Origin of the sequence: Natronomonas salinimetallica (assembly GCF_013839515.1) — an archaeon.
Taxonomy (GTDB): domain Archaea; phylum Halobacteriota; class Halobacteria; order Halobacteriales; family Haloarculaceae; genus Natronomonas.
The window spans coordinates 7,382-31,202 of record NZ_JACDNQ010000017.1 but is presented as its reverse complement, the minus strand read 5'-3'; the positions used below and the strand labels follow the sequence as shown (position 1 = coordinate 31,202).

Annotated in this window: 23 protein-coding genes; 16 read left to right on the top strand and 7 right to left on the bottom strand. The window is 67.6% G+C overall.

All coding sequences use genetic code 11. The features are described from left to right. Positions 1–49: 49 nt before the first annotated feature. The 9 genes from prf1 (at position 50) to yciH (ending at position 9,990) form a co-directional block, all read left to right on the top strand. A complete protein-coding gene (gene prf1 / locus HZR14_RS12495; RefSeq protein ID WP_181693205.1) occupies positions 50–1,288 on the top strand; it encodes a peptide chain release factor aRF-1 in 1,239 nt (412 codons plus the stop codon). A gap of 117 nt (positions 1,289–1,405) precedes the next feature. Then, positions 1,406–2,527 carry a DUF373 family protein gene (locus tag HZR14_RS12490; protein ID WP_181693204.1) on the top strand — a complete coding sequence of 374 codons (1,122 nt, stop codon included), beginning with the start codon at positions 1,406–1,408 and terminating at the stop codon, positions 2,525–2,527. 66 nt (positions 2,528–2,593) lie between these two features. Next, on the top strand, positions 2,594–3,325 hold the full coding sequence (locus HZR14_RS12485) for a diphthine--ammonia ligase (RefSeq protein WP_181693203.1): 732 nt from the start codon (positions 2,594–2,596) through the stop codon (positions 3,323–3,325). Between the two features lie 366 nt (positions 3,326–3,691). Continuing rightward, positions 3,692–4,660 (top strand): nucleotidyltransferase family protein, encoded by a 969-nt coding sequence (locus tag HZR14_RS12480; protein WP_181693202.1) that lies wholly within the window; start codon positions 3,692–3,694, stop codon positions 4,658–4,660. A 217-nt stretch (positions 4,661–4,877) separates the two neighbouring features. Then, the gene (locus HZR14_RS12475) at positions 4,878–5,168 is read left to right on the top strand and encodes a transcriptional regulator (protein WP_181693201.1); all 291 of its coding nucleotides are present in this window, start codon (positions 4,878–4,880) and stop codon (positions 5,166–5,168) included. A 215-nt stretch (positions 5,169–5,383) separates the two neighbouring features. After that, positions 5,384–6,361, top strand: a complete 978-nt coding sequence (locus tag HZR14_RS12470; protein ID WP_181693200.1) for an AAA family ATPase — start codon at positions 5,384–5,386, stop codon at positions 6,359–6,361. A 3-nt stretch (positions 6,362–6,364) separates the two neighbouring features. Next, a complete protein-coding gene (locus HZR14_RS12465; protein WP_181693199.1) occupies positions 6,365–7,405 on the top strand; it encodes a DUF58 domain-containing protein in 1,041 nt (346 codons plus the stop codon). A gap of 42 nt (positions 7,406–7,447) precedes the next feature. Continuing rightward, positions 7,448–9,661: a transglutaminase TgpA family protein gene (locus HZR14_RS12460; protein ID WP_181693198.1), complete on the top strand. Its 2,214-nt coding sequence runs from the start codon at positions 7,448–7,450 to the stop codon at positions 9,659–9,661. A 35-nt stretch (positions 9,662–9,696) separates the two neighbouring features. Continuing rightward, entirely contained in the window at positions 9,697–9,990 is a 294-nt protein-coding gene (gene yciH / locus HZR14_RS12455; protein WP_181693197.1) for a stress response translation initiation inhibitor YciH, read from the top strand. Between the two features lie 293 nt (positions 9,991–10,283). Here the strand turns inward: yciH and HZR14_RS12450 are convergent, their stop codons facing one another. Further along, positions 10,284–10,643 (bottom strand): rhodanese-like domain-containing protein, encoded by a 360-nt coding sequence (locus tag HZR14_RS12450; protein WP_181693196.1) that lies wholly within the window; start codon positions 10,641–10,643, stop codon positions 10,284–10,286. A 136-nt stretch (positions 10,644–10,779) separates the two neighbouring features. Beyond that, positions 10,780–11,424, bottom strand: a complete 645-nt coding sequence (locus tag HZR14_RS12445) for a helix-turn-helix domain-containing protein (RefSeq protein ID WP_181693195.1) — start codon at positions 11,422–11,424, stop codon at positions 10,780–10,782. Positions 11,425–11,549: 125 nt separating this feature from the next. Here HZR14_RS12445 and HZR14_RS12440 point away from each other — a divergent pair, with 125 nt between their 5' ends. The 3 genes from HZR14_RS12440 to HZR14_RS12430 all read left to right on the top strand — a co-directional run bounded on the left by HZR14_RS12440 (position 11,550) and on the right by HZR14_RS12430 (position 12,711). Next, positions 11,550–11,975 (top strand): winged helix-turn-helix domain-containing protein, encoded by a 426-nt coding sequence (locus HZR14_RS12440; protein ID WP_255479265.1) that lies wholly within the window; start codon positions 11,550–11,552, stop codon positions 11,973–11,975. 2 nt (positions 11,976–11,977) lie between these two features. After that, positions 11,978–12,223, top strand: coding sequence for a DUF7560 family zinc ribbon protein (locus HZR14_RS14490; RefSeq protein WP_255479264.1), 246 nt, complete (start codon positions 11,978–11,980; stop codon positions 12,221–12,223). Positions 12,224–12,327: 104 nt separating this feature from the next. After that, positions 12,328–12,711, top strand: a complete 384-nt coding sequence (locus tag HZR14_RS12430) for a methylglyoxal synthase (protein ID WP_181693194.1) — start codon at positions 12,328–12,330, stop codon at positions 12,709–12,711. 21 nt (positions 12,712–12,732) lie between these two features. Here the strand turns inward: HZR14_RS12430 and pyk are convergent, their stop codons facing one another. From pyk to HZR14_RS12410, 4 genes are all read right to left on the bottom strand, one after another. Then, a complete protein-coding gene (gene pyk, locus HZR14_RS12425) occupies positions 12,733–14,469 on the bottom strand; it encodes a pyruvate kinase (protein ID WP_181693193.1) in 1,737 nt (578 codons plus the stop codon). Then, positions 14,469–15,905: an aldehyde dehydrogenase family protein gene (locus HZR14_RS12420; protein ID WP_181693192.1), complete on the bottom strand. Its 1,437-nt coding sequence runs from the start codon at positions 15,903–15,905 to the stop codon at positions 14,469–14,471. The genes pyk and HZR14_RS12420 overlap by 1 nt, the downstream gene beginning before the upstream one ends. 262 nt (positions 15,906–16,167) lie before the next feature. Beyond that, the gene (gene trmB, locus HZR14_RS12415; protein ID WP_181693191.1) at positions 16,168–17,226 is read right to left on the bottom strand and encodes an HTH-type sugar sensing transcriptional regulator TrmB; all 1,059 of its coding nucleotides are present in this window, start codon (positions 17,224–17,226) and stop codon (positions 16,168–16,170) included. Between the two features lie 176 nt (positions 17,227–17,402). After that, positions 17,403–18,464, bottom strand: coding sequence for a glucose 1-dehydrogenase (locus tag HZR14_RS12410; RefSeq protein ID WP_181693190.1), 1,062 nt, complete (start codon positions 18,462–18,464; stop codon positions 17,403–17,405). A 105-nt stretch (positions 18,465–18,569) separates the two neighbouring features. On the opposite strand from HZR14_RS12410, the gene HZR14_RS12405 reads away from it, so the two are divergent. From HZR14_RS12405 to kdgK1, 4 genes are all read left to right on the top strand, one after another. Further along, positions 18,570–19,925, top strand: coding sequence for an HAD hydrolase family protein (locus HZR14_RS12405; RefSeq protein ID WP_181693189.1), 1,356 nt, complete (start codon positions 18,570–18,572; stop codon positions 19,923–19,925). Positions 19,926–19,931: 6 nt separating this feature from the next. Next, a complete protein-coding gene (locus tag HZR14_RS12400; protein WP_181693188.1) occupies positions 19,932–20,867 on the top strand; it encodes a dihydrodipicolinate synthase family protein in 936 nt (311 codons plus the stop codon). 135 nt (positions 20,868–21,002) lie between these two features. Then, the gene (locus HZR14_RS12395; protein ID WP_181693187.1) at positions 21,003–22,238 is read left to right on the top strand and encodes a mandelate racemase/muconate lactonizing enzyme family protein; all 1,236 of its coding nucleotides are present in this window, start codon (positions 21,003–21,005) and stop codon (positions 22,236–22,238) included. Then, on the top strand, positions 22,235–23,191 hold the full coding sequence (kdgK1, locus tag HZR14_RS12390) for a bifunctional 2-dehydro-3-deoxygluconokinase/2-dehydro-3-deoxygalactonokinase (protein ID WP_181693186.1): 957 nt from the start codon (positions 22,235–22,237) through the stop codon (positions 23,189–23,191). Before HZR14_RS12395 ends, kdgK1 begins: the two co-directional genes overlap by 4 nt. A 48-nt stretch (positions 23,192–23,239) precedes the next feature. Here the strand turns inward: kdgK1 and HZR14_RS14485 are convergent. Continuing rightward, a partial coding sequence (locus tag HZR14_RS14485) for an FGGY family carbohydrate kinase (RefSeq protein WP_255479263.1) occupies positions 23,240–23,821 on the bottom strand: 582 nt, incomplete at its 5' end.

The window sequence follows — 23,821 nt, the reverse complement described above, 5'->3', positions numbered from 1 at the left end:
TCCGGACACAAAGGACGGAGTTTTACCGCCCCAGCGTCAAGAACGTCCAATGAGCGAAGACGGCGAGCAGTCCGAGAAACAAAAATACGAGTTCCAGAAGGTGATCGAGGAGCTCGACGACTACTCGGGGTCGGGCACCCAACTCGTCTCGATCTATATCCCGGAGGACAGACTGATAAGCGACGTCGTCGCCCACGTCACCCAAGAACACAGCGAAGCGTCGAACATCAAGTCCAAACAGACCCGGACGGCGGTCCAAGACGCGCTCAAGAGCATCAAGGATCGGCTGAAATACTACGACGTCCACCCGCCGGAAAACGGGATGGTCGTCTTTTCGGGGGCGGTCGATTCGGGCGGCGGACGGACGGAGATGGTGACGGAGGTACTCGAGTCCCCGCCGGATCCGATCGAGTCGTTCCGGTATCACTGTGACTCACACTTCCTGACCGAACCGCTCCAGGAGATGCTCGGCGACAAGGGTCTCTACGGGCTCATCGTCCTCGACCGGCGGGAGGCGAACGTCGGCTGGCTAAAGGGCAAACGCGTCGAGCCGGTCAAATCCGCCTCCTCGCTCGTCCCCGGCAAACAGCGTAAGGGCGGTCAGTCCGCCCAGCGGTTCGCTCGGCTCCGGCTCGAGGCGATCGACAATTTCTATCAGGAGGTCGCGGGTATGGCCAACGACCTCTTCGTCCCGAAGCGCCACGAGATGGACGGCATATTGGTCGGCGGTCCGTCCCCGACCAAAGACGAGTTCCTCGACGGCGACTACCTCCACCACGAACTCGGGGACATCGTACTCGGAAAGTTCGACGTCTCCTACACCGACGAATCGGGGCTCTACGATCTCGTCGACGCCGCCGAGGACGTCCTCGCCGAGACGGAGGTGATGAAGGACAAATCCGAGATGGAGGAGTTCTTCGAGCAACTACACGACGGCGGAAAGGCGACGTACGGCTTCGATGCGACCCGACAGAACCTCGTCATGGGCTCGGTCGACCGGCTGTTGATAAGCGAGGACCTCAGAAAGGACGTCGTCGCGTACGACTGCGGCGGCCGCGAGGAGTTCGAACTCATCGACCGCCGCGCGGAGACGCCCACCCACACCTGCGAGGACGGGAGCGAGGGCGAGGTACTCGAACGCGAGGACGCCATCGACCACCTGATGGAGCTGGCCGAACAGCGGGGCTCCGAAGTGAAGTTCATTTCGACGGATTTCGAGAAAGGCGAGCAGTTGTTGACGGCGTTCGGCGGCGTCGCCGGGATCCTCCGGTACTCGACGGGTGTGTGAGACGGGTCGCGACGCCGGACTGCCGACGGGCGTCCCCGACCGAGTTCGGCGCTCGTCGGGGCACGACGGCAGCGGCCCGTGTGAATCTTTTTCATCACTGCCGCGAAAGGACCCCGCGTGAGCACGCTAGTCGTGTACGTCGATCGCAGCGGGGATGTCGGCCACGGCGGCCCGGTCGTCGGGTGGGAGGCCGTCCAGGCCCTCGTGACTGACGTCGGCCTCGAAGACCCCGAGGACAGCCGAGTCAACTGTCTGTTGGAGACCCTCCACGTCGCCCGCGACCTGCGTGACGGGGGCGAGGAGGCGGTCGTCGCGGTCGTCCCCGGCGGCGGAGACGGGGTCAAAAGCGACCGCGCCGTCGCCCGCGGCGTGGACGACCTCCTCGCGAAGCACGACCTCGACGCCGCCATCGTCGTCACCGACTCCGCGGGCGACGAACGGCTCGTCCCCGTCATCGAGAGTCGTATCCGCGTCGACGCCGTCGACCGGGTCGTCGTCCGCCAGTCGCACGATATCGAGTCGACGTACTACCTGTTGAAGCAGTTCCTCGGCGACGAGGAGTTGCGCGGCACGGTTCTCGTTCCGATCGGGGCCGCGCTGTTGGCGTTCCCGATGCTGTTGTTGCTCGCCGATATCGCGATCGCGACGTCCGCCATCGCCGGCGTCATCGGCCTGTTTCTGTTGTACAAGGGCCTCGGGATCGACGCGTTCGTCTCGCGGCTGCCGCTTCGGATACGGGAGGGGCTCTACTCCGGGCAGGTATCGCTCGTGACCTACGTCGTCGGAGCGGGCCTCGCACTCATCGGAGTCTTCGCCGGCGGGATCAGTGCGGCAGGACTGAGCGGACGCGGAAATCTGCTTCTCGTGTTGCGTTTTCTGTTCGACAGCGTTCCGTGGTTTGCTGCGGCCGCGATGGCGGCGGCGACGGGGCGACTCGTCGATGGGCTGCTCGGCGACAACGGAGTTTCGAGCGCGCTCATGAACCTGCCGTTCGGCGTCGTCGCCGTCGGTCTCGTCGTGCGCGGGTTCACCGGCTACTTCTTAGAGCGCGCCGGTGTACTCGAGCCGGTCGTCGTGCCGGCGCTGGAAGCCGGTGCCGTCTCCGTCGACGGATTCGTCGTCTCGATATGGGGACGCCTGGCGTTCTACGTCGCGGGAGGGATCCTGATCAGCCTCGTCGGTGTCGCCGTCACCTCGCGGATGACGAACGATCGATCCCCCGAGGAGCTGCCGAAATGAGCCGCCCAACGCGTCGGGCCGGTGGTCAACCGACGACGGTTTAGCCGTCGCTCGGGTACGGCCCGTATGCATCCGTGGGTGAGCCTGTTCTCCGGCGGGAAGGACTCCGCGTGGGCGCTGTATCGGGCGCTGGAACGCGACGAGCCCGTCGAGCGACTGATCACCGTCCATCCGGCGGGCGAATCGTTCATGTATCACGTTCCGGCGACCGAGCTGGCCGAGCTCGCGGCCGAGAGCATCGGGATCCCCTTGGTCGACGTCCGACCGGACGACTTCGACGCGAGCGCCGACGCCGACGAGGGATCCGGAGAACGGGGCGACCGCGAGCTCGAACCGCTCGAGGCGGCCCTCGATGCGTTGTCGGACGAGCTAGGCGGGATCGGCGGTGTCACGGCCGGGGCGGTCGAGAGCAGCTACCAGACGGATCGCATCCGGGGGATGTGTGACCGATTCGACGCGGAGCTGTTCGCGCCGCTTTGGCAGGAAGACCCGCGAGAGCTGGCCGAGGCAATGCTCGGGGCCGGCTTCGAGATCACGATCGTCCGAGTTGCGGCGGCGGGGCTCGACGAGTCGTGGATCGGCCGCCGTCTCGACGCCGACGCGCTCGCCGAGCTAGAGGCGCTCAACGACGAGTACGGCGTCCATATCCTGGGGGAAGGGGGCGAGTTCGAGACGCTCGTCACCGACGGTCCACACATGGATCGGCCCATCGAACTCGAATACGACACCGAGTTCGACGGGGTACGCGGAACGGTTCGGGTTACCGACGCGTGGCTCGGACCCTCGTCGTCCGTATGACCGCCGGAGTGAAGCCGGCTCCTGGGCCGATACCGGGTCCCGGAGGGGAGCTACCGGGAACGTACCGACGCTCGGGATGCGACCGAAGGGACGGGCGGGTGTCGGGCAGACGGGCGAACAGGCGGCACGGACGCACCGACGACCCGTGTGCCGCGCTCGCGGGGAGATCCCCGGTTGCATCGGGGGCAGCCCACGCCCCCGCAACCGCTTCGGCGGGTCGTCACCGTTGTCGTGTGGACTGTCGTCGCCGGTAGCGTGTCACAACAGCCCGTATCGGGTCATACCGTCGGTGGTCCCGTCTCGGTATATAAACTCTCGCGAAACGGACGAAAAAGCACTTACCCGCGGGGTTTGTCGATTTATGCCATGAAGGCAGTCGTCCTTGCTGGGGGGTATGCGACGCGTCTGTGGCCCGTCACGAAGCACCGCCCGAAGATGCTGCTTCCGATCGGCGAGACGACAGTCATCGATCGGATCTTCGACGCACTCGAGGCGGACGACCGGATCGAGGACGTGTACGTCTCGACGAACGAGCGCTTCGCCCCGGAGTTCGAGACGCATATAGCGGAAAGCGGCTTCGAGAAGCCGACACTGTCCGTCGAGGAGACGGCGAGCGAAGACGAGAAATTCGGCGTTGTCGGCGCGCTCCGACAGCTCGTCGACCGCGAGGGGATCGACGACGACCTGCTTGTCGTCGCGGGGGACAACCTCATCGGGTTCGACCTCTCGGAGTTCATCGATTTCTTCGAATCCGGCGATACCGCCACGCTCGCTGCCTACGACGTCGACGATCGGGAGAAGGCTAAATCGTACGGGCTCGTCGAACTGGACGGTGACCGCGTGATCGACTTCCAGGAGAAGCCCGACGAGCCCAACAGTACGCTCGTCTCGATCGCCTGCTATGCGTTTCCCCGGGAATCACTCCGGTTCGGGGAGTATCTCGCCGACGGAAACAACCCCGACGAGCCGGGGTGGTTCATACAGTGGCTCCAGACCCACGAACCGGTCCGGGCGTTCGTCTTCGAGGAGCCGTGGTTCGATATCGGGACGCCGGAGTCGTATCTCGACGCGATCGCCTGGGAACTTGATGGCGACAGCGTCATCGCCGAATCGGCGACCGTCGAGCGGTCGACGATCGGCGAGAACGTCCACGTGATGGCCGACGCGGAGATCGTCGATTCGACCCTCGACGGCTCGCTCGTCTTCGAGGGGGCGACCATCGAGGGCTGTGAGATCCACGATACGATCATCGATCGGGAGACCAGGATCGAAGACGTCGATCTCGCCGGTGCGCTGATCGGCGCACACACCCAGCTGACGAACGGTAACAGGTAACGATACGGCGGCTGTAGGACGGTCGTCGGTGGTGACGGCCGACGAACCGCGGGCGGTGGACTCATACTGGTGGACGAAATCAAATGAAACCGACTCACGAGTGATCCGCCGTTCGCTCCGTCGAACGGCGTGATCCTCGTGCGTCGTGTGTACATTCTTTTGTCCGTCAGTATCAGACCGCCGGTATCGTTTTTTACGCCGCCGCCGAAGGGGTCGTATGGAGGGAACGGAGCAAACGACCCGACAGCGGATCGCCGCGTTCCTCCGGGAGGAACCCGCGGAGGCCGGCCGGATCGCTACCGAGTTCGGAATCACGGCGGCCGCGGCACTCTCACACGTCGAGCACATCTCGAAATCGCTCGACGGGACCGGCGAGGAACTGCTCGCCGCGCCGCCGGAGTGTCGGGAGTGTGGATTCAGCGGGTTCGACGATCTCGTCAATCGGCCGTCGAGATGCCCCGAGTGCAAAGCCGAGGCCGTCTCGGAGCCGGCGTTTACCGTCCGGTGAGCCGAACCGAGCGGACCGGGTTCACCGAACCGAGCGGACGATCCCCTTTCGCGACGGGGCGTGCCCGCTCCGAGGCTGGGTTCTTGTAGTGAGCGCCCCGCCCAATATATTCCCCGTAGTGCTTACGTCGCTGCGGTCCGTTCGGACGATAATGGGACATACCGACGTAGCGGTAGACGACCGCAAATCCGGGGGGAACTGCGGCTGAGCGCCCCATGACGGACGCGACCGAGCGACCGACGGGCGAGTCTCCGACCCCGACGGTCGGCACCGAGCGCGCCGCCGAGATCGCACACGCGGTCGTAGAGAACGTCCAAGCCGTCATCGTCGGCAACCGCGAGCCGATCGAGGGTCTCGTCACCGGGCTCCTCGGCGGTGGTCACGTCCTCCTGGAGGACGTCCCCGGGGTCGGAAAGACGATGCTCGCACGCGCGCTCGCCGCGTCGTTCGACTGTTCGTTCAAACGGATCCAGTTCACTCCGGATCTGCTCCCCGCCGACGTCACCGGGTCGAGCGTCTACGACCGGACCGCCGAGGCGTTCGAGTTCCGTCGCGGACCGATCTTCGCCAACGTCGTATTGGGCGACGAGATCAACCGTGCGCCGCCGAAGACGCAGGCGGCGATGCTCGAGGCGATGGCGGAATCGCAGGTGAGCGTCGACGGTCGGACACACTCGATGCCGGATCCCTTCGTCGTCATCGCGACACAGAACTCGATCGAACGCGAACGAACCTACGAGCTCCCCGCCGCGGAACTCGATCGGTTCATGGTGAAACTACAGTTGGGCTATCCCGACGCCGACGAGGAGTCGACGGTCATAGAGCGGGCCATCGGCGACCACGCCATCGAAACCGTCACGCCCGTCGCGTCGGTCGCGGACCTCCGGGCCGCCCGGACGGCCACCGACGACGTGGAGGTGCGTGAGCCGATCCGGGCGTACGTCACCCGGATCGCCCGATACACCCGAGAGCGCGCCGAACTGGGCGTGAGCCCACGCGGATCGATCGCGCTGGTTCGCGCCGCACAGGGACGGGCGATCCTCGACGCCCGCCCGTACGTCGTCCCCGACGACGTCCAGGCCGCGGCCCCGGATGTACTGCCCCACCGGATCCGGACGGACCCCGGCGACACCGACGCCGAGCGGCTCGTCTCGGCGGCCCTCGAATCGGTCCCCGTCGAGCCGGAGCCGTAGCCGATGGTTGGAATTCGGCGGATACGGCCGACCAAACGGGCGATCGGGACCGCTGTCGTCGTCGCGTCCGCGCTCGCGCTCGCCGGTGTCGCCGGGCCGCGGTCGCTCCCCGCGGTCGCCGTCCCGGGCGCGGTCGCCCTCCTCGCCGGCGGGGTCCAGGTGGCGCTCGCGGATCCCCCGACGGTGACGCGTGAGGCCCCCGATCCGGGGAGCCCCGGAGAACGGCGGACGGTGGCGGTGACCGTCGACGCCGAAACGCCCTGTACCGTGGTCGAATCGGTCGGCAGGGGCGTTTCCCTCCGGGATCCGTCGGCGGAGGTGGTGACGGCGGGCGTCGGTCACGGCGGGAGCTTCGAGTACGTCGTGGAACTCGAATACCGGGGGGAGCACCGACTCGGCCCGGCGACGTGTCTGCTCGCTGATTCGCTCGGGCTGTTTCGTGCGGCTGTCGACGCCGACGCCGGGGAGCCGACGACGGTCCTCGTCCACCCCGAGGTATACGGGATCGATCCCGAGGCGACCCCGAGACTCCGCGGGGGACGGGACGGAAACGATCGATCGGCGTTCGATCGGCTCCGGGCGTACACCCCCGAAGACGCCATCCGAAACATCCACTGGCGTGCGAGCGCGAAACGTCCCGACGGCGAGTTCGTCGTCGCGGAATACGGCGGCCCGTCCGCGACCGATCGCGTCACGGTCGTCGGCGAATCGACCCCCGACGGGGCCGACGCGATGGCGTCGGCGGTCGCGAGTCTCGCGGCGTACTTTTCGGCGTCGGGGATCACGACGGCGGTCGTCGTGCCCGATGGGGAGTGTCTCGTCCCGCCGGGCGGTGTGGACGCCGCGCTCCGGCTTCTGGCGCGGACCGACGGCGGGACGTGTCTCGATGCCGAACGGGCCCGAGCGGACGTCCGAGTCCACGGCGGGGCGGGACGGCGGCAGCCGAAAGCCGCTACCGCGACGCTCACCGTGGCCGACCGCACGTTCGGATTCGACACCCTCGTCGATCCGCCGGAGAGGCGAGCCGGGAGGGCGGTCCGATGAGCGCCGAGGGGGCGGTCCGATGAGCGCCGAGGGGGCGGTCCGATGAGCGCCGGTGGAGGGTGGCGGGCCGTCCCCGTGCCGGCGTCCGCCGTCGTCGATCGAACCTCACGTCTCCTCGGCCGCCGGCCGGCCCGAGCGGTCGCACTCGCCGGCGTGTGCGGGGTTCTCGGTGCCTTCCTGTCGGTGTTGTACACGGCCCTCGTCGTCACGGGCGATCCGACGACGCTGTCACCGATCGTCGCCGGTGCGCTCGTCACGGGGACGATCGCGGCACGGTTGGTGCGTCCCCGAACCGCGGCGTTCCTCTCGGTCGGGGGCGTCGCCTGTGGAGGGTATCTCTACGTCCTATCGCTTCCCGGCGGCGTCGAGTTCCTGACTCTTTTGGCCCCCATGCTCGACGACGCCTCAGTGTTGCTCTCCGGACTCTCCATTCTGCGGATCGTCAACGCCGACCTCTGGGTGCTCTCGGCCGCCCCGGTCCCCGTCTTTTTCGCGTGGTATCTCGCCCTTCGGCGGCGGTACGTCGCCGCGAGCGCGGTGGCCGGGGGCGCACTGGGGTTCGTGGTCCTGACCGGCGACGCGACGGTCGGCGAGACGCTTGCGGGTGTCGTGGGTGTGACGGTCGCCGTCGCCTTCGGTGACTGCGACCGCCGGCAGGAGCGGCTTCGGAACGCCGACGGTGCCGTCCTCGTGGTCGCGGCGATGCTCGTCTCGACGCTCGTCGTCGGCGCTGCTCCGGGCGCGGTCGGAACGCTCCTCTCCCCCGAGGGGGTCGGCGACGCCGGATCGACGGTGGAGTCGAGTCTGGTTCACGCCGGCGATAGCATCGCCGTCACCGGCTCCATCGACCTCTCCCCGGAGCGCCGATATACCGTCGAGGCCGACGAGAGAGCCTACTGGCGGGTCGGAACCTACGACCGGTTTACCGGCGACGGCTGGGTCCGAAGCGGGTCGACCCGCGAGTACGACGGATCCCTCCCGGGTCCCCCGGGCGAAAGCCGGACGCTGCGACAGACCTATACGGCCGAGTCGACGATCGCGACCCTCCCGGCCGCCAGGAAGCCGACGCGCATCGACGGCGTTCCGGTTCCGGTCCGGGTTACCGGGGGCGGCAGCTTCGAACCCGCTAGCCCGCTTCAGGCGGGCGAATCATACCGCGTCGAAAGCGAGGTTCCCACGGCAAGTCCCGACCGACTCCGGCGCGCGGGCACGTCCTATCCCGCGGGAATCGAGGACCGCTACACCCAACTGCCGACGGACACGCCCGACCGCGTCGCAGAACGGACCGACCGACTCACCGCCAACGCCGAAAACCCCTACGACACCGCCCGGACGCTCGAACACTGGCTCCGGACGGAGTACGAGTACAGCCTCGACGTCGATCGCCCCCGCGGAAACGTCGCCGATGCGTTCCTCTTCGAGATGGAGGCCGGCTACTGTACGTACTTCGCGACGACGATGGTGGCGATGCTCAGAACCCAGGGGATCCCGGCCCGCTTCGCCGTCGGCTACACCCCCGGCGAACAGGTCGACGACCGGGAGTGGACCGTTCGCGGATACAACTCCCACGCGTGGGTCGAGGTGTACCTCCCGGAACACGGCTGGATCAAGTTCGATCCGACGCCCGCGGAGCCGCGCGAGGCGGCCGAGCGGGCGACCCTCGACGACAGTATCGAGACCGACGACACCTCCGAGGACGGAGCCGGAGGGGCCGATACGCCCGGACCGGACACCTCGGAACCGTCGGCGGGGACGACGGAGACACCCGCTGCCGGAGCCGGTGCCGAGGACGTCGGGATCGATCCGGTCGCCGCCGCCGACCAGCGCGCCGACGATGGGGCTTCGGGGGTTCCGTCGGTGCCGGCTCCGGTGCAACTAGCCGGCGGTGTCGCCCTCTTGGCTGCCGCCGTCGTCGCCCGCCGTCGCGGCGTGGGGCGGCGGCTATACCGGGAGCTTTGGCTCCGACGTCCGCCGGGCGGCGACCCCGAGGCCGTCGTCGCCGGTGTCTACCGTCGCGCCGTCTACCTCGAGGAGCGGCGCGGTCGGACGAAAGCCGCCGACGAGACGCCCCGACAGTTCTTCGCCGGGAGCGACGAACGCTTCGAACGGATCCGCGAGCGATATGAACGGGCGCGATACGGTGACGGCGTCGACGCGGCGACGGCGGAGCGCGCCCGGAGCGACCTCGCCGGCCTGCTTGCGGAGCGTTCGTTGCTGCCGTGGCGGGCCGAAAAGCCCGACAGGGGGTCCCGATAGTGTTTAATAGAGCCGTCGTGTAACCCCGAACTGTAATGTCGGAAGTCTGCTCGACGTGTGGACTCCCTGAGGAACTCTGCGTCTGCGAGGACGTCGCCAAAGAGTCCCAGGAGATCAACATCCGCATCGACGAGCGCCGATACGGTAAGGAAGTAACGGTCATCGAAGGGTTCGATCCGCGGGACGTCGACATGGATTCGCTGTCGTCGGATCTCAAATCGAAATTCGCCTGCGGCGGTACCGTCGAGGACGGTTCGATCGAGCTCCAGGGCAACCACCTCGGACGCGTCGAGGATTTCCTTCGTGAAAAGGGATTCAATGTCGCCTAGCGTTCTCTAGCCACACGTCGGGTGCGCCGCTTTTGTTCTACCGTTGGACAGAGGCGTCGATGCTGTCGGTCGAAACGGCTCTTTGTCGCCTCGAAACGGCTCTTTGTCGCCTCGAAACGGCTCTTTGTCGCCCGAAACGGCTCTTTGTCGCCCGAAACGGCTCTCTACCGGTGGGAACAGCGTTCTGTCCGACGGTATCGGCCGATGCCGAGGACGACAATCGATGCTGGGGACCGACGGCCGAGGCCGACGGACCGACGTATCCGTTCGGTATCTACCTCCGACCGAGTGAGTCAAAAAGGCGTATCCGGCGTCTCGCCCGGCGTGGCCGTTGACGGCTCCCCGGTCTCGACCTCGTAGGGCCATCCCCGGAGTCCGGGATCGAGCGATTCGACGCGTCCTTCGAAGCCCTCGAAGGACGCGATGAGCCGCGCCGCCTGTACGCTCGATTTTCCGTGTGGACAGACCGTCACGACGCGATCAGCGTCGGACAGCTCCTCGATCCGGGCGGTCAGCTCCGCAAAGGGGATGTTCTCGCTGCCGGGGATGTGTTCCCGTCGGAACTGTCCCGGCGATCGGATGTCGACGATGCGGGGGGGCGTTCCGGAGTCGAGCAGCTCTTTGAGTTCATCGGCGGTGATCTCGCCGTCCATACGTGGTGATGCGCGAGAAGGTGCTTAAGCGACCGGGTCGGGGCCGTCCGCGGGGCCGTCCGTGGATGTGGACGTGGGCACCTGCGCATCGAAGCCGGGCCGAGGCTCCCCCGAGACCCGAACCGGGACGAGGGGCTCAGATATCGAGTATCGCGTCCATGAGCTTCGATTGGGCGGCCGAGAGGTGTTCGGAAAACGTCGACGTCGTGATACCGAGTTCGTCCGCGACCTCGCCGGCGTTGGCGTTCTTCGGGTGCTCGAAGTATCCCATCGTGTGTGCCGTTTCGAGCACCTCCCGCTGTCGTTCGGTGAGCCGCCCCCGGTCGACGAAGACGAGGTTGTCCTCGGGGGGGTCGTGTTCGCTGCGGAGCAGGCGGCGGACGTCGACCGACGGGTACCGATCCTGCAGCGTCAGGATCGTCTTTTGGAGGGCATCCATATCGACGGCGTGGAAGACGAGATACAGAGTTCCCTCGCGGGCGTGGAGGTCGACGATCGGACAGTCGAACTGTTCGACGGTCTCACAGGGACATCCCCATCCCCGATCCCGGATGAATCGGTACATCGTCTTCGAGCCGTAATCGAAGGTCTCGGTCAACTCGACGCTCGTCGCCGGCGTCTCGCCGCGTTCGAGCATGAACTCCTCGCTCACGCGTTCGGGGGCGTTGGCTATGACACTCCGCGCGATCGTATACGACGGGGATCCACGATCCGAGGCGGCCTCGACGACGGGGCAGGTCCCGTCGGCATCGACGCGTATCTCGGCACGGATACCGGGCATCGCGATGTGTTGTGTCCGTTCGTACCTAATACTGCCGGCTACCGGTATGCGGCGTGTCCCCCACCGACCGGGGATACGAACATATCGGAGGCCCCCTGTATATAAAACACCCTGTATACTGAGGGATGGATTACGACAACGTAGAGATTCTCCCATCAGATACGAAGATGTCCTCGAAACTCCGACCGAAAGACGGCTTGCAGGCATCGGGCGAGGAGAGCTCCCGCCGCACCGACTGCGAGACGGTGTTGACAGCGTTGGAGGATCCGGATTGCCGTGCGTTACTCGAGGCGACAGCGGAGGAGGCGTTGACGGCGGGCGAGCTCATCGAGCGGTGTGACGTCCCGCGATCGACGACGTACCGGAAGCTCGAACGGCTGACCGAGGCCGGGTTGCTCGAGGAACGTATCCGGCTCAGCCCCGATGGCAAGCACGCGAGCGAGTATCGACGGACGTTCGACGACGTCACTATCTCGCTGTGCGAGTCGGACGGCATGACGGTCGGACTCTCGAGTGCAGCCACCGCGGAGACGCCGGAAGCGGCCGATTAACAGTGCCCGATACGAAAGAGGTCACTGACGAACGCCGGCGGGATGCGGATCCGGGGGACTCTGTGGGGGTCACACCGAGGGACGAGCGGGCGTCCGGTGACGATCACGATCCGATCATGAGTACGTATATGTTCATCTGTCCGGAATGCAAGCAAGAAATCGAGGTCAACGGCTCGATGCGGGAGGCGATCCTCTCGAGCGGCTGTCCAGTGTGTACAGAGACTGCGGATCAAACCGACTTCGAATGACGTAGACGACGGGCCGTTCGCGACCTCGATCAGTTCCCGCCGGCGACGGTCCCAAGACGCCTCACCGGCGACGGCTTCAAGACGTGTCCGTCTGTGTTCTCTTCATGCGCATTGCGCTCATTGCACACGACGACGAGAAACCCGAGATGATAGCGTGGGCCAAAGAACACGAGGCGATCCTCGCGGCGAACGACCTCATCGGGACGGGGACGACCGGCGGACGCCTCACCGACGAGACGGGGCTCTCCGTCACACGGATGGCATCGGGACCGCTGGGCGGGGACTTGATGATCGGCTCGGCGATCGTTACCGGCGACTGCGACGCGGTAGTCTTCTTTCGGGACCCGATGACGGCCCAGCCCCACGAGCCGGACATCTCCGCGCTGCTTCGCATCTGTGACGTACACGGGATCCCGCTGGCGACGAACCGCGCGAGCGCGACGGCGCTGCTCACCGGACTCGTCGATTCGGGGACCGCAGAGGAGTAAACCCGAAGGTATCCGACGGGATCAGCGCTCCGCAACCGCGGCCTCATAGACGACACCGCGGTCGCCGTCGACCGTGACGACCGTCCCGTCCGAGAGGGCGAGCGTCGCGTCGCCGACCATCGGGACCCCCAACTCGCGGGCGACCATCGCGGGGTAGTTGGTCATGCCCGACTGGGAGGTGACGATCGCCCCGATAGCGGAGAGATCGCCGGTGAACTCCCCCTCGAAGGACGACGGAATGACGACGACGGCACCCTCCGGGCAGTCGGTGAGATCGCCGTCCTCGGAGACGAACGCCGGGCCGACAGCGCGGCCGGCACAGACGCCGCGGCCACTGGCGAGGACCTCCGCGGCGAGGTGGACCTTCATCGTGTTCGTCGTGTTCGCCCCCTCGAGTTCGGTCATCATCCCGGCGAGGACGACGACCGTGTCCCCGCTTTGGATGACGCCGGCGTCGATGGCCTCGGTGGCGGACCGTTCTATGAGTTCCGTGGCTCCGCCCTCCGGCGAGAGCTGATACCGCGGCATGACCCCCCAGAGCAACGCGAGGCGGCGTCGAACCCGCTCGTCGGGTGTCACCGCCACGATCGGAACCGCGGGACGGTACTTCGCGACCTTGTTGGCCGTGTAGCCGGACTCCGTGACCGTGATGATGGCCTCGGCGTCGACGTCGCGTGCGAGATAGCGCGCCGAGCGGGCGATCGCGTCAGTCCGGGGCTCGGCCGCCGGCGGGACGCGTTGCTCTCTGGATTCGGCGTACTCGTCGCTTTCCTCGACGTCCCGGACGATGCGGGCCATCGTCTCGACGACCCGGACCGGGTGGTCGCCGATCGCGGTCTCCCCGGAGAGCATGACCGCGTCCGTGCCGTCGAGGACGGCGTTGGCGACGTCGGAGGCCTCGGCGCGCGTCGGTCGGCGCGCCTCGACCATCGAATCGAGCATCTCGGTCGCGGTGATGACCGGAATGCCGGCGCGTTGGGCCTCGCGGATGGCGCGTTTTTGAATCAGGGGAACCTTCTCCAGTGGGCACTCGACGCCGAGGTCCCCACGGGCGACCATGACGCCGTCCGCGGCCGAGAGGATCTCCGAGAGGTGTTCGACGGCTTCGACGCGCTCGATCTTCGCGACGACGGGGACGTCGGCGTCGAAGGACTCCAAGACGGCGTTCACGGCGTAGACGTCGTCCGCGGAGCCGACGAAGCTCGCGGCGACGTAGTCGACGTCGGCCTCGGCCGCCAGCCGGAGCTCCTCGCGGTCGCCCTCGTTGACGAACTCCAGGCCGAGGTCGACGCCGGGGACGTTGACCCCCTTTCGGCCGCCCAGCGGGCCCCCGGAGTCGACGTGGACGACGGCCGCATCGCCCTCGACGCGCCGGACCGTCGTCTCGATCCGTCCGTCGTCCAACAGGACGCGGTCGCCGGGTTCGACGTTGGCGATCGACGTCGAGAGGCCGATTACGTCGTCGTCGACCGTCCCCCCCTCGACGAGGCGACGCTCCGTGCCGGTGGGGATTTCGATCGGTTCGGGGAGGGGCGCGGTCCGGATCTCCGGACCCGGTACGTCGAGCATCGTCGCGACGGGAACGCCGTTGCGCTCGCTTACCTCACGGACACGCTCGATGACCGTCTCGCGGTGCTCCGTCGTACCGTGGCTGGCGTTCAGTCGGGCGACCGACATCCCGGCGTCGGCGAGGCCCGCGATCGTCTCTCGGTCGTCGGAGGCGGGCCCCAGCGTACAGACGATCTTGGCTCGTCGCATCACAGGATGATGCTCTTGCGCTCGACGAAGGCCTCGATCGTGTAGCCGATTCCCTCACGGCCGATCCCGGAGTCCTTCTTCCCGCCGAAGGGGATGTCGCCGAGACCGTGGCTCGGCGCGCCGTTGATACGAACGCCGCCGACTTCGAGCCGGTCGGCCATGCGCATCGCGCGGTCGTAGTCGGCGGTGAAAACCGCTGCGTCGAGGCCGAGGTCGCCGCCGTTGGCGACCCCCAACGCGTCCCCCTCGTCGGCAAAGGTCGTCACGGCAACGACCGGGCCGAACTGCTCTTCGTGGACGATGCGGGCGTCCTGTGGGACGTCTGCCAGGAGCGTCGGCTCGACGAAGCGGCCGTCGCGCTCGCCGCCGCGGACCAGCGTCGCACCCCGATCGAGGGCGTCCTCGATGAGTTCGACGACCCAGTCGGCTTGCTCGTGTGAGATGAGCGGGCCGAGCGACGTCTCCTCCTCGAAGAGGTCGCCGGCTTCCCACCCGTCCATCTCGGCGTCGATGCGGTCGACCAGGTCGTCGTGAACGTCCTCGTGGGCGAGGACGCGGGAGACGGCCGAACACCGCTGTCCGGCGTACTTCAGCGATCCGGCGGTCGCCGCGGAGGAGGCCGAATCGAGGTCGGCGTCGGGGAACACGATCTCGGGGGCGTTGCCGCCGAGTTCCATGTGGAGTTCGACCATCCCGCTGACCCCCGCGACGTGTTTGCCCGCGCCCGAGGAGCCGGTCATCGCGATGGCGTCGATCCGGTCGTCGCCCGCGAGGACGTCACCGATTTCGCTCGCCCGCCCGGGAACGAACCCGAACGCGCCTTCGGGGAGGTCCGGGGCCGCCTCGACGATGATTTCGGCGAGGATCGCCCCGCTGATGGGGGTCTTCGTCGCCGGTTTGAGGATGACCGAGTTCCCCGCCGCGAGCGCCGGGGCGACCTGCAGCGCCGTCGTCGAGAGGGGGTAGTTGTACGGGGTGATACAGAGGGCGGTTCCGACGGGTTCGTTGCGGACGATCGCACGCCAGCCCTCGTGGCCCTCGGTCGTCCCCTCGACATACTTTCCCTCGAGGGACCGGGCTTCCTCCGCGGCGCGCCGGAACCGCTCGGCGGCGGCGTCGACCTCCCCCCGCGCGCTGCTGATCGGCTTGCCCGCCTCGCGGACGATCACGTCCGCGAGTTCGGGCTTTCGCGCCTCGATCCCGTCCGCGATGGCGGTGACCCACTCGGCGCGCTGGACGATGGTCGTTTCGCGCATGTCCGCCTGGGCGGCCTGCGCGGCTTCGAGGGCGTCCTCCGCGTCGGCCGGCGTCGCGGCCGAGATGCTCGCGAACGTGGTGTCGTTCGTGAGGTCAGTTACGTCGATCCGGTCGGTCGTCGGCGTCCATCGACCCTTGATATAGAGTTCGTCGTGGTTGAGGGTGGAATCGGTGGCCATACTGGCTAGTCGTCGTGCTGGTACAAAAAATTTACTCAAGATAGAATAAAGAATACGCAGCCGTATGTGGCCCCATCGGTGGGGATCACGGGCTGGCGAACCCCTCGACGCACAGAACGAGTGAAAAACGAATGCCACGGCCGACAGAACGGACGGAAGCGGGCGGCGAGCGGACTGCTGGGGACGGTAACGGGCGGACGGACGGGGTCGGACAGGAGGTGACGAACGGACGGGCGGGCGGTGACAACAGGCGAACCCGGCGTCAGCGGTCGAGCGACGGCGGGCCGTCACGGCCGATGACCAGTTCGTAGGCCTCGATGTCCTCGAGCGCGGCGGCCTGTCCCCCGATGTCGAGCGTCCCGTCGCCGGTATCGAGCGTAATGGCGGCGGTCCCGCGGTCGACGGTCGCACTGATGTCGACGACGGCCCCTTCGACGGTTCGGGACGTCCCGGTTTCGACGTCGCGGCCCCGCACCGAGGCGTAAAATCTGCCATCGCCGCTCTCGATATCCCGCACACAGCGGCGGATCGTAGCGTAGCGCCGCGGGAATGGGCGTTCGCGGCGGCTCTCGGCCAGCGTCGTCGCCGAGGGCCACACGACCGTGTTCAACAGCCCCAATACGAGAAAGCCGAGCTCCGATCTGTTGAAGATGACGCCGTAGTCGTCGCCACGGCTGCGAAGCGCCGCGCGCGTGGTATACACCGAGTACGTCCCGTCAGCGACGGCGACCAGCGGCGTCGTCACGCCGCGGCGCGCCCGCGTGACCGTCGCGACGCGCGTGTACTCGAATCGGTCCGGGTCGGGGACGTCGGTGCTCGGCGAGAGGAGCAGTTCGGTCGTGACGCCCTCGTCCTGTTTGGCCGCCAGCTCCGACTCGAAGCGACCCAGGAGGTCGGGCGTCAACGAGAGGACGAGTTCGTACTCCGCGCTCGCGATGACGTCCTCGACGTACCGGAGGATGGTCCGTCGCGAGGTAACGAGCGAGACGGCCTCGGCGTCCCGGGAGGGGGCCGTATACCGGTATTCGAGCCCCTCGATCAGGTCGTCGAGCGTCGTGCGTACGTTCCCGAACGCCTCCGTGGGATCGATCGCCAGCACTTCGAGCGGGCGCGAATCGCGGAGTTCGACGAAGCCGCTGTCGGCGAGGCTCCGGACGGTGTCGTACACGCGGGGCTGGGGGATGTCCGTCAGATCGGCGATCTCCGAGGCGGTGAGCGTCCCGTGTTCGAGAACGGCGAGATACGCGTCGGTCTCGTACTCCCCGAAGTCGAAGCGTTCGCCCAGACGTTCGAGATCCCCGGAGAGCTCCTCGTCGGCCATACGGGACGCTCGAACCGGGCACTAATATGGGTTGTCGTGAGCGGCCGACCGGATCGAAATGACGCCGAGGCCGGCCTCGGAGCGAGTCGACCGCGACGGCCTCGGAGCGAGTCGACCGCGACAGCCTCGAAACGAGTCGACCGCGACAGCCTCGAAACGAGTCGACCGCGACGGCCTCAGAGCGAGTCGAACGCGACGGCGGTCTTGATCGTCCCGTCAGTGCGCTCGAAGGCCGACTCGAACGATTCGAGGGGTGCGACCGTGGTGACGAACGCGTCGAGAAACCACGACGGGAACCCGTCGAGGCGCTCGATCGCCGCTCGAAAGTGCGTCGGGCCGGAGTTGACGCTGCCGACGATCGCTTTGTTCCCCATGACGAGGTCCTTGTGGAGTCGGCCGCCGTCGATCTCGAACGTCCACGGTTCGGGGACGCCGAGCAGCGCCACGACGCCGGCTGGGGCGAGCGCGTCGACGCTCTCGAAGGCGTGTTTCGCGTATCCGGTCGCCTCGTAGACGAGGTCGGCCGGTTCGTGGGCCTCGGGGACGTCGGAGACCGGCGTCTCCCGGGAGTCGACGTACGTCGCCCCCAGCCGTTCGAGGATTCCCACCGTCGGGTCCGAGCGGTCGCGGCGGCCGAGACAGTATACCTCGAAGTCGTCGACGAGCATCGCGACCGTGACCAGCCCGAGCGAGCCGTTCCCGAGTACGAGCGCGGTCTCCGGATCCCACTCGAACGACGAGCGCGAGGCGGCCGCCAGCTCGAGGGCCTTCTCGGAGATGCTGATCGGCTCGACGAGAAAGCCCCACTCGGCGAGGTCGGACGGGAGCGAAAGGAGGTACTCGGCGGGGCTGCTAAAGTATTCGCTCATGAAGCCGTGGGCCCCGTCGATGCCCCGTTCGACAGTCGCCTCGGGGGGTGCCATGTCGGCCGCCCCGCGCTCGAAGTAGTCGTTCGGGCCGGACGGCGGCGGCCGACGGACGGTGGGTACGACGACGTCCCCCCGTGCGAACCCGGTCCCGTTCGGGTCCTCGACGACGCCGACCGCTTCGTGGCCCAGTACGAGGCGGTCCTCGCCCGCGGGGGGGCTGCCGTGGTTGCCGGCGATGACCTCGTGGTCCGTCCCGTCGACGCCGACCCGAAGGGTCCGCACCAGAACCTCCCCCTCATCCGGTTCCGGCCGCGGGACGTCCAGCAGCCGTGGCCGGCCCGCCCCCGGCTCGACTCCGATGGCTTTCATACGCTCCCCTCCTCCCGTAGAGGGAAAATGTTTATCGGTATCCGAGTAAACCGTGTATCCGAACGCGACCGGACGCTTTGTACGGATACCCACGGACACACACACATGGAACGATACGACCTGCTGTACCGACTCTACGACGAGTTCGACACCGAGACGCTGCGGGCCTACCAGGAGTTCGTCGACCTGTTTCCGCCCGTCGACTCCCGCGTGACGCTGAACCAATGGCAGGAGATCAACGCGGAACTCGACGACAGGAAAGACGAAATCGAGGACAGTTTCCCCCTCGTCGGCGACACCTACGCGGAACTGGCCGCGTCGGCGACGCGAGAGCAGGCCTTCGGGGCTTTGGACCTCTACAGCAAGTACGACCGGGGCGTCAACGTCTTGGTCCTCGACGTCGACGAGACGCTCCGGTCGGCCGGCAACACCGACAACGAGATCCCCCGCGAGACGCTGCACCTGTTGACCCGGTTCCACCGGGATGGGGTCCCGATTGTCATCTGTACCGGCCAGACCCTCGAGAACGTCAAGGGCTTTCTCATCCAGGGACTGGGCAGCAAGATGGTCCACTCCGGAAACGTGAGCATCGTCTACGAGGCCGGCACGGGGGTATTCACGCCCGGACACGGCCCCGACACCAAACAGCTCCTCTATGAGACGCTCGAAGAGGACGTACAGCGGATCTTCAGCAACGTTCGCACGCGCGTGCTCTCGGAGGCCCCGCCGGACCTGCGCCGGGGGTGTCACCTCCAGGGCAACGAGTTCAACGTCACGCTCAAGCCCAACTTCGAGACCGCGAGCGAGGACGCGGGTCGCGTCATCGAGCAGGCGCTCGTCTACCTCCTCGATCTCTTAGAGGACAGCGTCGCCGACGTCGTCGACGCCGATGCGGGGACGGAGACGGAGGGAGGGACGGAGACGGAGGGAGGGACGGAGACGGAGGGAGGGACGGAGACGGAGGGAGGGACGGAGACGGAGGGAGAGACGGAGGGAGAGACGGAGCGGGCCGGGTTCGCGCGGGCCTACTACGCGGCGAACGATCCCGAGATCGAGGCCGTTCTGGCCGCGACCGACGGACGGCCGGAACCGACGCCCGCGGACGTTCCCGAGGCGTTCGAGGCGGCCTTCGACCGGATCGACGTCGCCTACTACGAGGCCGACGCGGCCGAGATCGGCTCGCTCGAACTCAACAAGGCCGTCGGCGTGGAGTCCGCGTTCGACGTGCTCGGGCTCGATGACCCCTTCGCGCTGGTCATGGGCGACTCGAAGAGCGACCTCCGCGTGATGGAGTGGGTCGAATCGAACGACGCCGGGATCGCCGCCGCTCCCGAACACTCCTCGCCGGACGTTCTCAAACACGTCGCCGGGACCGACGACCTCCGGTTCGCCCGCGGCGACGCCCCCGAGGTGCTCAGGACCGTCTACGCGCTCAACCAACTGGCCGCCCTCGACGAGTGACACCATATGTCAGAGCACACCACGCCGACTGACGCCCCCGACCTCTCGGGGGTCGTCCCACCGACCGTGACCGCCTTCGACGGGGAGGGGACCCTCGACACCGACGCGACCGCGGCCCACGCACAGTTCGTCGTCGACGGCGGCGCGGACGCCGTGTTCCCGCTGGGGACGAACGGCGAGTTCGCGCTGTTGAAGCCGGCTGAGCGCCGCCGGGTCGTCGAGGCCGTCGCCGGAGGCGTCGACGCGCCGGTCATCGCGGGCGTGGGCGCTCCGAGCACCCGCGAGACGGTCGAACACGCGGAACACGCCGTTTCGGCCGGCGTCGACGGCGTCGTCGTCGTCACGCCGTATTATTACCCCCTCGACGGGGACGGCGCGGTCGCCCACTACCGGGCGGTCGCGGCCGCCGCCGACGTGCCCGTCTACGTCTATCACATCCCAAGCAAGACCGGCAACGAACTGTCGCTTGCGACGCTCTCGCGGATCGCCGAGATCGACGGCGTCGCCGGCCTGAAAGACTCCTCGAAGGACGTCCCGTGGCTGGCACAGGCGGTCGATGCCAATCCGGAACTACAGTTTTTGATCGGCTCGGACTCGCTTCTTCTCTCCGGGCTCCAAATGGGGTGTCGCGGGCTCGTCAGCGCCGTCGCCAACGTCTTTCCGGAGCTCGTCGCCGAGTTGTACGCGGCCTACGTCGACGGGGACGAGGCCGAGGCGCGGCGGCTCCAATCGACCGTCTTCGACGTCCGGACGGCGCTCAAACGCGGGCCGTACATGGCCGGCGTCAAGACGGCGCTCTCGTTGCGGGAGCCGGGGTTCGACGTCGGCGGCCTTCGGTCGCCCCTCCGGACGATGGACGACGACGACCGCCGCCGGCTCCGGGAGGACTTAGAGGGGCTCGGGCTACTGGACCCCGGTGGAACGCGCGGACGACCGATCTGAAGCCGCCCACGGACGGGCGAGGGACAAACCGATGTACGACACGCCAAACACGGACGAGACGGGCGGAATCGAGACGACGAACACGGGACGGACGCACACGCGTACGGATCCGGTCGGAAACGGGGGAGCGGGCCGATGAGTCCCGAGTACGGCTCCCTACACGATCCGAACGCGGCGTACACGATGCGGAACCTCTCCTCGGAAACGATGGGGCTCACGGGTTCGCGGGGGGCACGCGACGTCGAGATCACGGACGTCCAGACGACGATGGTCGAGGGGAACTTCCCGTGGACGCTGGTCCGGGTCTACACCGACGCGGGCGTGACGGGGACCGGCGAAGCCTACTGGGGGGCCGGCGTCCCCGAACTGATAGAGCGGATGCGGCCGTTTCTCCTCGGCGAGAACCCCCTCGACATCGACCGCCTCTACGAGCACCTCGTCCAGAAGATGTCCGGGGAGGGCTCGGTCGAGGGCGTCACGGTCACCGCGATCTCGGGGATCGAGGTGGCGCTACACGACCTCGCCGGGAAGATACTCGGCGTGCCGGCCTACCAGCTGTTGGGCGGGAAATACCGCGACGAGGTCCGCGTCTACTGTGACTGTCACACCGAGGCGGAGGCCGACCCGGAGGCGTGCGCCGACGAGGCCGAACGGGTCGTCGAGGAGCTGGGCTACGACGCGTTGAAGTTCGACCTCGATGTGCCCTCGGGCCACGAGAAGGATCGGGCGAACCGACACCTCCGGCCCGGTGAGATCCGACACAAAGCCGAGATCGTTGAGCGGGTCACAGAGCGGGTTCGGGACCGCGCCGACGTGGCCTTCGACTGTCACTGGACGTTCTCCGGCGGGTCCGCGAACCGGCTCGCTGCGGCCATCGAGGAGCACGACGTCTGGTGGCTCGAAGACCCCGTCCCGCCGGAGAACCTCGACGTCCAGACGCGGGTGACCCAGTCGACGGTCACGCCGATCGCAGCCGGCGAGAACCGATACCGCGTGACCGAACACCGCCGGCTCCTCGAGGACGGGGGCGTCGACATCGTCGCGCCGGACCTCCCGAAGGTCGGCGGGATGCGCGAGACCCGCAAGATCGCCGACGTCGCCAATCAGTACTACGTTCCCGTCGCCATGCACAACGTCGCCTCGCCGATCGCGACGATGGCGAGTGCACACGTCGGGGCGGCCATCCCGAACGCGCTCGCGGTGGAGTACCACTCCTACGAACTCGGGTGGTGGGCGGAGTTGGTCGAGGAGGACGTCATCGAGGACGGTCGGATCGAGGTCCCGGAGCGTCCGGGACTCGGGGTGACGCTCGATATGGACGCCGTCGGTGAGCACCTCGTCGACGGGGAGACGCTCTTCGACGGGCCATGACCGCTCTCACCACCTTCGGTGAGGCGATGGTTCGGCTCTCCCCGCCCCGCGGTCGCCGGCTCTCGCGGGCGGACCGTTTCGACGTCGCAGTCGGGGGAGCCGAGAGCAACGTCGCGGCCGCGGCGGCGGCGCTCGGGGTGGACGCGACGTGGGTTTCGGCGCTACCTCGGTCGCCCCTCGGCGAGCGGATCGAACACGCCCTGCGCGGTGAGGGTGTCGACCCGCGGGTCGTCCGGACCGACGAGGGCCGCGTGGGTACGTACTATCTCGAACGCGGCGGCCCCCCGCGCGGTCAGACGGTGGTCTACGACCGGGAGCGGACGCCGATCCGGCGGCTCACCCCGGACGACGCCCCGCAAGCGCCCGTACGGGGGGCGGACGTGTTCGCCACGTCCGGTATCACCCCGGCGCTGTCGGATCGGGCGGCGGCCACGACCGAGGCGCTGCTCGCGGCGGCCGCCGAGGCCGGCACGACCACGGCTTTCGACGTCAACTACCGGTCGAAACTCTGGTCGCCGGGCGAGGCCGAGGGGACGCTGGCCGACCTCTTCGGGAACGTCGACGTACTGTTCGTCGCCGAACGGGACGGCCGAACGGTGTTCGAGATCGAGGGTGATGCCGAAGCCATCGCGCGTCACTTCGCGAGGGAATACGGCTTCGAACAGGTCGTCCTCACCCGCGGCGATGCGGGCGCGCTCGCCGTCGCAGACGGCGAGACGCACCGGGTGTCCGCCTTCGACGCCGACACGATCGATCCCGTCGGCTCCGGGGACGCCTTCGTCGGTGGGTACCTCACGCGCTATCTGGCCGGGGCGGACGTCCCCGAGGCGCTGCGATGGGGGGCCGCGACGGCCGCGTTGAAACGGACCACCTCGGGCGACATGGCGACCGTCTCGGCGGCGGAGGTCCGATCGCTCGTCTCGGGCGAGGACGGCGGCGGAATCGACCGATGAACTGCAGTAGCGCCGTCGTTCCCGACCGGGACGGACCATCCCGACGGCCTACGTCCGGTCCCAATCGAGGGACCGCTCGACGGCGTCGTCCCATCGACCGTACATTTCGTCGGCTTGCTCGGACGCCATCTCGGCATCGAACTCGCGGTCGACCTGCCAGTTCGAGCGGAGTTCGTCGAGGTCATCCCAGTAGCCGACGGCCAGGCCGGCGGCGTAGGCCGATCCGAGGGCGGTGGTCTCGTCGACCACGGGGCGGGCGATCTCCGTCTGGATGATGTCGGCCTGCAGTTGACACAGGAAGTTGTTTTTGACGGCCCCGCCGTCGACCCGCAGCGTCGTGGTTTCGACGCCCGAGTCGGCCTCCATCGCCTCGGCGATGTCCCGCGTCTGGTAGGCGATCGACTCCAGCGTCGCCCGCACGATGTGCTCTTTTCGTGTCCCGCGGGTCATTCCCACGATCGTCCCGCGGGCGCGGCCGTCCCAGTGGGGGGCTCCGAGCCCCGTGAACGCCGGCACCATGTACACCCCGTCCGTCGAATCAACCGATCGGGCCAGCGACGCCGTCTCGGTCGGATCGCCCACGAGGCCGACGCTGTCGAGCCATTCGATGGCCGCGCCGGTGATGAAGAC